Raw genomic sequence first — 12,069 nt, forward strand, 5'->3', positions numbered from 1 at the left:
TTAGGATTTAGATGTTAGAATTTAGAGTTTGATTTATGTCAACTTAGACTTTTACTATAGTTAGTGAGGAGTTTAAAAATGACACAAATAGAGGCAGCTCGAAAAGGTGTGGTCTCTTACGAAATGGAGATATGTGCCGAAAGAGAAGGGGTATCCCCCGAATTAATCCGCAGGGGTGTTGAGGAGGGCAGCATCGTGGTGGTAAGAAACAAAAAACACACCTCTGTCCTGCCTCTCGCTATCGGGAAGGGACTCCGGACAAAGATCAACGCCAACATCGGGACATCGAAGGACCATGTGGATCTTGACCTGGAACTGGAAAAGGTTAGAATAGCCGTCGCCGCAGGAGCGGATACAATCATGGATCTCTCCACGGGTGGTGATATTAGGGCGATCAGGAAAGCGATTATCGGGGCCTCATCCCTTGCCGTGGGGACGGTTCCCATTTATCAGGCTGCCGCCCAGATGCTGGATGAGAAAAAAGCTATGGTAGAGATGAGCGCTGATGACATGTTTCGGGTTATCGAGGAGAATGGCGAAGATGGTGTTGACTTTATCACCGTCCACTGTGGTGTGACGAGGAGAAGTGTGGACTGTATTGATGAGGAGGGACGACTTCTCGGTATTGTCAGCAGGGGCGGTTCCATCACGGCAAACTGGATGGCCTATAACGACAGGGAAAATCCCCTTTATGAACAGTATGACAGACTGCTCGAAATTGCAAAACGGTATGATATGGTTCTCAGTCTCGGTGACGGTTTAAGGCCGGGGTGTCTCGCCGATGCCACGGATAGGGGGCAGGTCCAGGAACTCATTCTTCTCGGTGAACTGGCAAAAAGGGCCGTAGAGCAAGGGGTTCAGGTCATGATCGAAGGGCCCGGTCACGTTCCCATCGGAGAAATCCAGGTTAATATCCTCCTCCAGAAGAGTCTCTGTCAGGGGGCGCCTTTTTATGTCCTGGGGCCCCTGCCCACCGATATTGCCCCCGGTTACGATCATATCACATCGGCTATCGGCGGGGCCATTGCCGGAGCGGCGGGAGCAGACTTTCTCTGCTATGTAACACCTTCGGAACACCTGCGACTTCCTACTCTCGAGGATGTCAGGGAAGGCATCATCGCCGCAAAGATTGCTGCCCATATTGCCGATATCGCCAAGGGAGTTCCCGGCGCCCTTGAAAGGGACAAAAGGATGGCAAAGTACAGAAAAGAATTCAACTGGCAGGGGCAGATCGCCGAATCCATTGATCCCGAGGAGACGAGGAAACTCTTAGAAACCAGTAAAACAGCAGAGGAAGAAGGCTGTACGATGTGTGGAGAGTTTTGTGCCATCAAACTTGGGAAAATAAGAAAAAACAAAGTCATAAGTCATAAGTCGTAAGTCGTAAGTCGTATGTCAAAAGACGTATGACGTACGACGTATGACTGATGTTTTAGACCTTTCGGGATTTATAGAGCAGAGACGACCGGATGAATTCGGCAAACAGGGGATGGGGGTAAGTTGGCCTTGATTTGAATTCAGGATGAAATTGACAGCCCAGGAACCAGGGGTGATCTTTGATCTCCACGATTTCTGTTAGGCGCCCATCAGGTGATACCCCGGTGATACGGAGCCCATTCTGTACAAGGAGATCTTTGTAGTCGTTATTGAATTCATAACGGTGTCTGTGTCTCTCGCTTATTTGTTGTTCGCCGTAGGCGTCAAAGGCAAAAGACGCATTTTCGATAAGACACGGATAAGCCCCCAGTCTCATGGAGGCCCCTTTTTCCGAGACGTTTCTCTGTTCGGGGAGAAGATCAATCACCGGATACCGTGTCTCCGGATCGAATTCAGAGCTGTTGGCCTTCTCTAACCGGCAGACATGCCTCGCATACTCCACCACTGCCATCTGCATCCCGAGGCAGATGCCAAAAAACGGGATCTGCTTCAGCCGGGCGTGTTGGATGGCGGCAATCATACCCTCCACACCCCTGTATCCGAAGCCCCCCGGCACAAGGATGCCGTCGGCAACACTCAGACGATGATCAACACCCTCCCTTTCGATCTTTTCGGCATCCACGAAGTGAAGAATTACCCGGGAGTCGTTGGCAATACCACCGTGGATCAGCGCCTCGTTCAAGCTCTTGTAAGAATCCTTCAAGTTTACATACTTTCCCACAATGGCAATGGAAACCTCATGGGAAGGGTGATTGATCTTATGCACCACCTCTTCCCAGGCATCGAGACGTGGTTGACCTGTCCAGATGTTTAAAAGGTCAACAATTTTTTCATCCACTCCCTCCCGTTGGAAAACAAGGGGCACCTCATAGATACACCCAACATCCTTGGCGGTGAAGACCGCCTCTACCTCGACGTTGCAGAAGAGGGCGATCTTGGTTTTAATATCTTCGGAGAGAAAATCTTCCGTACGGCAGAGCAGGATATCCGGCTGGATACCGATTTCACGGAGGGCCTTAACGCTGTGCTGCGTTGGTTTTGTCTTTACCTCACCAGCGGTTTTGATATAAGGAACCCACGTGAGGTGGATAAAGATGGCATTTTGTCTGCCCACCTCATTACGGAATTGCCTGATCGCCTCCAAAAAGGGCAGACTCTCAATATCGCCTACCGTTCCGCCGATTTCCACGATGGCGACATCAAATCCGTGGGCAGACTCTCTGATATAGCCCTTGATCTCATCGGTAATATGGGGGATAACCTGTACCGTCTTTCCCAGGTATTCGCCCCGTCTCTCTTTTGAGATTACGGAAAAGTAAACCTGTCCTGTAGTCAGGTTGTTACACTTTCCCATGCGGGTAGAGGTGAATCGTTCGTAATGTCCCAGGTCAAGATCGGCTTCCGCACCGTCATCGGTTACAAAGACCTCACCATGTTGAAAGGGGTTCATTGTGCCCGGATCAACATTGATGTACGGATCCAGCTTTTGATTGGTCACCCTGAGCCCCCGGCATTCAAGAAGGGCGGCGATAGAAGCTGCTGCCAGTCCCTTGCCGAGAGAGGAAAGGACGCCACCGGTCACAAAAATGAACTTTGTCTTCATAGGAAAATACCCCTTGAAATAAAGGGTTCAAGGGGTCAAGGATTCAAGTGAAATGTTAAAAAACTACTTAAATCCTTAGAAAACAAACACTTGAACCCTCGAATCCTCGAACCCCTTAGTCTCAAAGTAGGAACACCCCTCCCCTACTGATCTCTGTCCCCTGTCCTCTGTCCTCTGTCCTCTGCCCCCTAAGACTCTGCTTGATTTCCTCCGCGACGACCTCTACCGGTTCACCGAGGAGGGTCGCCATGGGAATCCTTTCGAGATAACGATCATCCCAGGGGAAGTTGTATTCATTGATGAGATTGCGGATGTCGTTAAAGCGATAACCAAGTATATCCTTCCTTTCCTGGGTGGTCAGTGATTCGTTGAAGTCCACATGGATCAGAAGCAGGTTCCTTACCGTGTAAGTCTCTCCCAGAAGGGGAATAATAACAATGGGAGCGCCATCTGATTTTCCGCGGCCCACATAGACACGGCCAGTACTCACGATGGTCTTTTTCGTCCCCATGAGAACGCCCGAATCCTCTGCCCTCGATTTCATCCTGACCGAGATGCCACCCCTCTCTTTGATGGAGATTGTTGAGGCATCTCCGGGGTTTCCCTCCATATCAAGGTTGTTAATATCATAGAGGGTATATCCCTTGATTGCGGCCATTGCCGGCTGCATTCTACTGATGGCAAGAATATCCTTACTGACGATGGCCTTTGGGGAAAATCTCAGTTCCCTCAAAAGGTTGAAGATGATCCCCCGCAGCGGTTGTTCCCTCCTGCTTGTGCCGACGGTCACCGTCTTTGCCTGATGTCTGATCGCATCAATCGGCCTGGAAAGCTCATCCACGGCATGGCCAAGGGCAATGTCCAGCATGTCAATGGGAGAGGTGATGCCGTTTTTCCCTTTGAAATCATGCCAGAAGTCTTCGAGGGGCAGTTTCCCCCCGGCGTATTTCAGGAGAAGGGCTATATCGGAGGTAGTCTTGACACCGGTCTGAGAGAAAGAGTCGTTGCTCCTCATCTGATTGAACCTGACAGAAAAATCCCCCACTATCCCCCGAAAACTCCTGTCGGCGATCCTCTCGTAAAGGGAGTAATTTTTTTTCTCATGTTCAAACATACCCTGATTGAGGTGACTTCTGAACTCCCGAAAGAACACGGCATCTTCGTCAATACTGCGGGCGGCATAGTAGCCCCATAGATGCCCCGTTAGAGTATTGAGAATGAGAGGCATGGGTAACGGCGCCTTAGGTATCCCGATTACCGCATCGGCTATCCCGTTGAAGCGGTCCTCCCCCTCATCGGCAAAAACAATCACGCTCGCCCTGTGGGCCTTGAAGATGGCTACATCTTTAATGATATCCCCGATTACCGTCTCCTCGCTGCCTGCCGCGCAGACAATGATCAGAGGTTCTGCGGAAAGATCAATGTGTTTTTTGTTTTCTACCACATCCGAAGATATAGTTGTATAACACAGCTCGCTCAACTTGATCCTGATCTCATCTGCCGCTATCTTGTTCGGACCGCTCCCCACCACGGCCCAGTACCTCTTCTGCCTGGCCAGGTGCCGGGCAGATTGGCCGATATGTTCCTTTTTCTCCAGGACCCGTCTCATCATCTCCGGGGCCTGTTCCAGACAGAGCAGTTCCCCGGCAATAGTATCATCGGAAATGGTCTGGAAGAGCTGGGCGAAAAAGAGGGCAAGGACGTGGCCGGCAACAATCTGGGAGTAAAATGCCTTGGTTGAGGCCACCGACATCTCGATGTCTCTGCCGTCACTGGTGTAGAAGACTCCATCGGCCCTGGTGGTTACTTCAGACTGTCTCCTGTTGACGATAGCGATGATTGTTGCTCCCCGTTCCACGGCCATGGTGACGGCACGATTGGTGTCCGTTGTTGTACCCGACTGGGTGACAGGAATAACAAGTGTATCCCTCATGTCGTCTCTCAGGAAAAATCCGCTCAGTTCAGAGGCTATCCTGACCTCAATCCTGATGCGGGTATCTTTCAGATAACGGACAAAGGCCTCGGCGATAGCTGCACCGGCTACAGCCGCTGTGCCATGACCGATGACAGTAATATTTCTGATCTCATCACGGAGGAGGGCATCTCTCAATTTCTCCGGTACAACGTCCTGACCGAGATTGAAGATAACCGCTTTTCCACCCTTCTGTCCTTCGGAAATGCGATACTTGCCCCGCAGTGTCTTTTTCACGGAAACGGACGATTCTGTGATTTCTTTCAGGAAGTAATGGGGGTAGTCTCCACGATAGATATCGCGGGTGGTAATCTCGGCCTTCCGGATATCCTCCGGTTGAAGGTTTAAGGGCGTCCCATCATAATTGAGGGCCCTGATCCCTGAGAGACCACCTTCTGAATCCTGATCGAGGACGAAGATTTGACCGGCCGTTTTTTCGCCATCCCCGGAAGACTTATCCCCGTCCATTTTAAGAAAAAAGGGGGTTCCCTCTACCAAGCCGTACAACTCTGAGGAGAAGATATACTGGTCGGGGGTGAGACCTACATAAATTGACTGCCCGCTTCCCATCAGGGCGAGAAAGACCTTTCCCGCCTCCACATTGCTCACCATGGCGATGGCGTGGGAGCCTTCAAAGTCATTTACCGCCAGCCTGAATGCCTCGGTAAGATCACATCCTTTGGAGAGATATTTTTCAATCTGCAGGGGGATGATCTTCGTATCTGTTGTGACCTCCGGTGGAAACATGACCCCTTCTGATTCAAGGGTATCCCGGAGTGCCTGATAATTGTCAATATCCCCGTTCAGGACAACACTGATCGTCCAGTTCCCCATGCCGTAGCGGGGGTAATTTTTTATTATCCCCGCTTTTATGTCGTCATTAGGGGTTTTACCAAGGGTAAAATTGTTGACGGGATGGCAGTTTTCCTCCGTTATGGCGCCTACTGATGCCCAGCGCGTATGGGCAAAAGACGTCTCAAAGACCGCATCTTGCCTGGCAAACTCTTGTAAGATACGATCCCGGGCAATAGTTTCTTTCAAGTCTCTGATATTCCGGCCCAGTTCCCCGATAATTAAGGAGGTCTTGTAGGTAAACGAAACCGTAGTACCTCTGTGGTTTTTTATGGATTGCAATTCCGTAGAAAGACTGATGCAACCGCTGACCAGATCCCCGGTTTTGGTCCTCTTTAAAAAATCTTCATACAGGCCCTTTTCTTTAAGGGTTGTCGTCACCTCATCAAGCACAGCGCCGTCACGGAGGGTAAAGGAAATCTGGATTCCTGCCGAATCCCGGCCCCGAACCTCGAGACGCTCCAGGCAATTCAGGAGAAAGTTAATTTTTCTATATTTTTTAAATGCCTCAGGCGAGATTTCCTTAACCCCATCCGCTCCCGTCAGGGCGATGATCCTTTCGATGTTATCAAGAATATCCCTTTTAAAACTCCAGTGGATATCCTTCATCAGGACGAGTCTGCTGTTTATGGTCTCCATTTCTTCGGTTAAAAAACGATCGGCATTCTCTTCGAGGAGCTTCTCTTCCTCGAAGAGAAACAGGCCGATTTTTTCAGAAAGGTCGGACAATTGGCGGGCCCTGTCGGCACGAAAGAAGAGGTGCTGAAAGTTTCTCTCGCCTTTTAAGTGGAGGATATCCTTTTCCATCTCCTCCAAATATCCTCTACCGTCCAGATAATGCTTTAGGGGAACAGAGCCGGCAAGCAGGGCCTTCATTGCGTTTTCCCTGATCTTACCAAAGAGCTGGACGAGTCCCTGGCCTGCATCGGTGGTTTGCCCGTCGCTCCTTTTAACGGTGATGATGCCGGCGAAACCGCACATATCTATCCTCCCTACCTAATAGTCATAAGTCGTAAGTCATAAGTCATAAGTCATAAGTCGTAAGTCATATGACTGATGGCTGATGACTGATGTTTTAATGCCATGTCGGTGATTTTATCCACGATATTCTGAAGCCATGTTGTGCCAATGGTGGAAGCACGGCCCTCCAGTCCCTGAATGACTTTTATATAGTTCCTTCCCTCTTCCTCTATCTGGCGATGAATGATCTCCAGAAAGGCATCCCGGTTTTTCAGATCAACAGCCTCTTCATGCCCACGGGTAAAACATCCTTCTATTTCCGGCCAATTCCTAAGGAGTTCCCCTTGTTGACTGAGAAGCATCTCAGACCTTTTTCCCTTTAGTAAATTCCTACCCAGTTCCATAGATTTTTCCATTTTTCCGGAAAGGATCTGGAATTGCTTTAATCTTTCAGAAATGGCAAAATCCAGTTTATCTATTGCCCCGGCATGCAGTTCCTTACCCAACTCTTCAAGTTGAAAAAAGGGCTGACGGACATGGATGTACCACTGCCTCAGGGCCAGAATGTTGGCCAGATAGCAGATGTTATTATATACCCTTCCCCTGATGTCCCTGTAAAATCCCGGCTGGAGTATCTTTTCCCGAGGCAGGTTGCCTCCTTTCATCAACAACTTGCCTCCTTCAGGACAATCCTTGCGGCAGACAGTTCCCGCCGCGATAACCGTACCGTAGCCGATCCTCACCGGTCCCACGAGACCTCCCTGGCCGCCAAGAAAAATGGGGGGCTGGTTTAACATGACTCCCCGCGGCACATCACCGATGAGGGAGGGGGTGGCTTTATCCTGCTGCGGAGAGTAATTGAAGTGTATGTAAGAACTGCCCACCTCGCTGTGATTTTTTCGGCTGGCGCCTCCCGCCATGAAACAATCGCAAAAATTGATCAAACTACCCAAGGTAACAAAGGGGAAAAGGATAGTTTGCTTCAAACCCACGGTATGGCCTCCCCTGACCTCTTCCTCCAGGATACAACCACCTCTGACCTGGGCACCGCTTCCCATGCTGACCTTTTCCATAAAGACAGAGGATGCAAAAAATCCCCCCTTTAACTCCACTTGCGGTCCAACCTGGCAATCGTCTACGGTTACCGGTGACTCATATCCTAACTTTGCCCCGGAAGAGATCACGGTCTTTTCGCCATAAATTTTGGTTCCCATGTAAAGAACGACCCCGTCACCAGAAATCCTCTTGTCTTGTACCTCTTCACCGATCTCAACAGCCCAAGGGTTAGGAATCGAGACCCCTTTTCCCATCAGTTGCCTTACCTTGGGCGGCAAGGTCATTTCCATTTTATCCACCATAATCGCCAAAATGAAGCGCAGGAGGAACTATTCTTTTGCCTGATCTACCTTCAGCTTACTTGCCGCCGCCTCGGTGCTTAGTATGACTTTGCTTTTTTTCACAGACGATGCCGAGTTTGACCATTTTCTTCTGGAAGGTATTCCTGTTGATTCCGAGGTAAGCGGCGGCTGCGCTCTTCACGTTATTGGAGCGTTTTAAGGCAATCTTGAACAGGCATCTCTCGAGCATGGACAGGACTTCTTCATACAACCTGCTTTTTCCTTTGGTGGCCGGACACAAAACCGTAACGATGTCTGCGAGTTTCTTCTCAATGACATCCTCCACCGCTGAAAGCGGTGTTGTCTTAGCGTGTTCATCCACAGTATTATTACCGGAATCATTAAAATTCATTGCAAAAAATCTTCCTTCTTCTGAAGAACCACCAATTACATATTTACTACAAGGGGAGTGCTTTTACCGCCGTACTTTGTGATTAGCTTAATATCCGTGAGAATCATTTCCCTGTCGGCAGATTTACACATATCGTAAATCGTAAGGGCGGCCACGCTGACCGCCGTCATGGCCTCCATCTCCACACCTGTTCTTCCGAGAGTTTTCACCTTTGCCTCAATGATGATCTCTCCCTGCCGAGCATTAGTGGAAAATTGAATATCAATTGCTGTCAGCTCAAGGGGATGACATAAGGGGATCAGTTCGCCTGTCTTCTTAGCAGCCATAATCCCGGCAATCCTGGCGACGCCAAAAACATCTCCCTTGGGCATGCCACCCGTTTCTATTGCCGCGACGGTATCGGGACGCGCCAGGACCTTCCCCCGGGCCAGCGCCTCCCGGAGGGTGGTATCCTTTGTGGTTATGTCAACCATCCTTGCTTTACCTTTTTCGTCAAGGTGGGATAGTTTAGCCATCATAGCAATTATTTTGGGTGATACAAGAGAAAAAACTCAGCAAAAAATTTGTGGTAAATTTAGCATAATGTATTATGGATGAGCAAGAAAAAGATTAAAAGTAAGCATTCAGCAATCAGCGACCTGTCTGTGTGCCTGTCTGCGTGCGGCGCACAGGCAGGTCAGTAAGACAAGTCAAAGGTTGTTGTCATGCACCAGCTCAATGATTGTAACTTCCGGGGGTGAGAGAAAACGGATCGGGGGACCCCATGTCCCTGTCCCCCTGCTTACATACAGAGATGAATGGTCCGCAAGATGGAAATATCCGTCGTGTAAAGGAAAATAGAACCGAGTAATAAGGCTGAAGGGAAAAATCTGTCCCTTGTGGGTATGGCCGGAGAGCTGTAAATCACAGAGTTCAAAAGCGTCCCTGTCCACGACCGGTTGATGTTTGAGTAAGAGGGTAAAATTCTGGCGGGGAAGTCTTGAAAGTAGCTCCTTTTCTGAGACCTCTCTGTAAAGGCCAAAGCTCTTTCCGGCTGGATCATCAACACCGGCGATATTAATCAATCCTGCTACGGTTACACCCTCTCCCCTGAGGACCGTAAATCCTGCCCGGCGCGTAAAATCGAGGGCATAATCAAGACCTGCATAAAATTCGTGGTTTCCTGTAATCGCAAATTTCCCGTATACCGGATGCAAGTCTCTTAAGAATTCAGCAGGTAGAGGAAGGTTATTGATCTGTCCGTCCAGGAGATCTCCTGTTGATAACAGCATCTCAGGTTCTGCCTTTTTGACTTCCTCGACTATTCTTTTCAGACGTTTTTTCCCCACAACGATCCCGAGATGAACGTCGGAGACCTGTACGATCCTGATCCTACCCACTTCTGCAGGAAGCTTAGGGGTTTTTATTATGATTCTTTCTGTCCGAATGTCTTTTGCCTCGAAGTAACCATACATATTGATACCTAAAGAAATTAGGAGAGATATAATGAAAGTATATGGAGGTGAAAGGATCAGATGAGAAAAATTTCTGTGAAGGATAAGGCCACTTGTATATATAAGAAAATGATAGATGTCAAAAATAAGGGAAAGGCAAAAGAATAAAAATAGTACCCCCATCCATGTATATCCGGTATGGGACATGATACGGGATAAAGAATCAAAACCATCCTTTTCCGCTAATCGTACGATGAGGGGGGCAAAAACCATAGTCACAAGGAAGACAATCAGGCAGAGGTCGGCTATGGGACCAGTGTGAATAACCCTCTTTACCTTCAGAAAGGTATAGAAATGGAGCCCACCGTAGAGGAGGAAAAAGGGTAGCAGAAAAGTAAAGATCGTCATCTCTCCAGAAGTTTTTTGCTTTGATAAGTCCATCCCATCTTTGAAAAAAGAGATAGATCTGTCTGTTAAGTCTGACATTTTAAACATTGCATGGGAATAAATATAAAGCAATAATTTTTTCTTGACAATGCTTCAGAGTTTTGGTTTATTAAGCAAAAAAGGACATGCTATTATGATGGACAGAAGACGAAGAGACGGGGATACCAAATATAACTTTAGCTACTGCTATTTTTCCCCCTCGGTCTGCCCATCATTCCGAAAGAACTAATATTAAGATAAACCAATAAGTTAGGCCATGGGTAGATCAAAAGATCTCTCCCATGGCCTTTTTTTGGGGAATCGAAGGAGGAGTCAGATCATGATCATTGTAATGAAGAAGAATGCAACGGAGGAGCAGATTGACAATGTAGTCCGCTGGATCGAGTCAGTGGGATACAAGGCCCATCCCTCCCGGGGAGTCGAACGGACGATCATAGGGGCTGTAGGGGATGAGAGAGGCAAGGCCCAGTTAAAATTTGCCGAATCCATGTCAGGTGTGGAAAAAGCCGTGCCGATCCTGAAACCGTACAAACTGGCCAGCCGTGAGTCCAGAGAGGGTGATACCATAATTTCTGTGGGAGATGTAAAGATTGGAGGACCTGAATTTGTCGTGATGGCCGGTCCCTGTGCCGTAGAAAGTGATGAACAGCTGATGGAGAGCGCCGGCATCGTCAAGCGGGGAGGGGCCCACATCTTAAGAGGGGGGGCATTTAAACCGAGGACGTCTCCTTATAGCTTTCAGGGCATGGAGGAAGAAGGTCTGAAGCTCTTAAAAAAGGCCAGAGAAGAGACAGGGATTCCTATCGTTACTGAGGTCCTTGATACCGCCGATGTGGAGCTGGTAGCGGAGTACGCCGATATCTTGCAGATTGGAGCGCGTAATGTCCAGAATTTTGCCCTCCTGAAGAAGGTGGGTCAAGTGAAAAAGCCGGTTCTCCTGAAACGTGGGATGATGAGCACCATTGAAGAGCTGCTGATGTCGGCGGAATACCTCCTCGCCGAGGGAAACGATCAGATTATCCTCTGTGAACGGGGCATTCGCACCTTTGAGACGGCCACCCGAAATACCCTCGATATCAGCGCCGTTCCCGTTTTGAAAGAACTGACGCATCTGCCCGTTATCGTTGATCCCAGCCACGCTGCAGGTCACTGGAGATATGTCATTCCCCTCTCCAGGGCAGCGGTGGCTGCGGGAGCAAACGGGTTGCTTGTAGAGGTGCATCCTGAACCTGACAGGGCCGTCTCAGACGGGCGTCAATCACTCAAACCGGAAAAGTTTTACCGGTTGATGGAAGAAATAAGATGTCTCGAGAACGCCTTGAGGAAAGTGCATAAGGAGGAAAAATCATGAGACCAGAGGAACTTGACATCCTTTTTGAACCAATTGTCGTTGGTAAGATGGAGTTGAAGAACCGTCTCGTCATGGCCCCTATGGGAACGGGTTATGGAGGAAGAGATGGATTTGTAAGTGACAGGATTGCCGCCTATCTTGCGGCGAGGGCGAGAGGGGGAATCGGGCTGGTAACCGTAGAAGTAGCATATATACACAGGCTGGGAAGGGCCGGCCTGGGCGGAGAACTGGCTATAACCGATGATAAGTACATTCCTGGCCTGAG

The 12,069-nt window shown here is 49.1% G+C and carries 9 protein-coding genes; 3 read left to right on the plus strand and 6 right to left on the minus strand.

All coding sequences use genetic code 11. The features are described 5' to 3' along the window. Positions 1 to 78: 78 nt before the first annotated feature. Positions 79 to 1,380, plus strand: coding sequence for a phosphomethylpyrimidine synthase ThiC (gene thiC / locus QMD03_08975; GenBank protein ID MDI6777344.1), 1,302 nt, complete (start codon positions 79 to 81; stop codon positions 1,378 to 1,380). A gap of 52 nt (positions 1,381 to 1,432) precedes the next feature. On the opposite strand, the gene QMD03_08980 is transcribed toward thiC, so the two are convergent. The 6 genes from QMD03_08980 to QMD03_09005 all read right to left on the minus strand — a co-directional run bounded on the left by QMD03_08980 (position 1,433) and on the right by QMD03_09005 (position 10,414). Further along, positions 1,433 to 3,040, minus strand: coding sequence for a CTP synthase (locus tag QMD03_08980; protein ID MDI6777345.1), 1,608 nt, complete (start codon positions 3,038 to 3,040; stop codon positions 1,433 to 1,435). Positions 3,041 to 3,161: 121 nt separating this feature from the next. Further along, the gene (locus QMD03_08985; protein ID MDI6777346.1) at positions 3,162 to 6,845 is read right to left on the minus strand and encodes an SIS domain-containing protein; all 3,684 of its coding nucleotides are present in this window, start codon (positions 6,843 to 6,845) and stop codon (positions 3,162 to 3,164) included. Between the two features lie 50 nt (positions 6,846 to 6,895). Then, positions 6,896 to 8,170 carry a UDP-N-acetylglucosamine pyrophosphorylase gene (locus tag QMD03_08990; protein MDI6777347.1) on the minus strand — a complete coding sequence of 425 codons (1,275 nt, stop codon included), beginning with the start codon at positions 8,168 to 8,170 and terminating at the stop codon, positions 6,896 to 6,898. 67 nt (positions 8,171 to 8,237) lie between these two features. Beyond that, positions 8,238 to 8,573 carry a helix-turn-helix domain-containing protein gene (locus QMD03_08995; protein ID MDI6777348.1) on the minus strand — a complete coding sequence of 112 codons (336 nt, stop codon included), beginning with the start codon at positions 8,571 to 8,573 and terminating at the stop codon, positions 8,238 to 8,240. A 35-nt stretch (positions 8,574 to 8,608) separates the two neighbouring features. Continuing rightward, positions 8,609 to 9,088: a cyclic pyranopterin monophosphate synthase MoaC gene (moaC, locus tag QMD03_09000; protein MDI6777349.1), complete on the minus strand. Its 480-nt coding sequence runs from the start codon at positions 9,086 to 9,088 to the stop codon at positions 8,609 to 8,611. A gap of 174 nt (positions 9,089 to 9,262) precedes the next feature. Further along, positions 9,263 to 10,414: a metallophosphoesterase gene (locus tag QMD03_09005; GenBank protein MDI6777350.1), complete on the minus strand. Its 1,152-nt coding sequence runs from the start codon at positions 10,412 to 10,414 to the stop codon at positions 9,263 to 9,265. A gap of 358 nt (positions 10,415 to 10,772) precedes the next feature. Between QMD03_09005 and aroF the strand changes: the two genes are divergently transcribed. Together aroF and QMD03_09015 are read left to right on the plus strand one after the other, a co-directional pair. Further along, positions 10,773 to 11,804: a 3-deoxy-7-phosphoheptulonate synthase gene (gene aroF / locus QMD03_09010; protein ID MDI6777351.1), complete on the plus strand. Its 1,032-nt coding sequence runs from the start codon at positions 10,773 to 10,775 to the stop codon at positions 11,802 to 11,804. Beyond that, positions 11,801 to 12,069: NADH oxidase (locus tag QMD03_09015; GenBank protein ID MDI6777352.1), on the plus strand; the 269-nt coding region annotated here is incomplete at its 3' end. The genes aroF and QMD03_09015, both read left to right, overlap by 4 nt.

It is taken from the genome of Syntrophales bacterium, assembly GCA_030018935.1.
In the GTDB taxonomy this organism is placed as follows: Bacteria; Desulfobacterota; Syntrophia; order Syntrophales; family CG2-30-49-12; genus CG2-30-49-12.

Excerpts from the sequence above, each read along its gene's own strand:
- QMD03_08990 (MDI6777347.1), bottom strand. The coding sequence starts at position 8,170 with ATGGAAATGACCTTGCCGCCCAAGGTAAGGCAACTGATGGGAAAAGGG.
- QMD03_08980 (MDI6777345.1), bottom strand. The coding sequence starts at position 3,040 with ATGAAGACAAAGTTCATTTTTGTGACCGGTGGCGTCCTTTCCTCTCTC.
- QMD03_09005 (MDI6777350.1), bottom strand. The coding sequence starts at position 10,414 with ATGACGATCTTTACTTTTCTGCTACCCTTTTTCCTCCTCTACGGTGGG.
- thiC (MDI6777344.1), top strand. The coding sequence starts at position 79 with ATGACACAAATAGAGGCAGCTCGAAAAGGTGTGGTCTCTTACGAAATG.
- aroF (MDI6777351.1), top strand. The coding sequence starts at position 10,773 with ATGATCATTGTAATGAAGAAGAATGCAACGGAGGAGCAGATTGACAAT.
- QMD03_08985 (MDI6777346.1), bottom strand. The coding sequence starts at position 6,845 with ATGTGCGGTTTCGCCGGCATCATCACCGTTAAAAGGAGCGACGGGCAA.
- QMD03_08995 (MDI6777348.1), bottom strand. The coding sequence starts at position 8,573 with ATGAATTTTAATGATTCCGGTAATAATACTGTGGATGAACACGCTAAG.
- moaC (MDI6777349.1), bottom strand. The coding sequence starts at position 9,088 with ATGGCTAAACTATCCCACCTTGACGAAAAAGGTAAAGCAAGGATGGTT.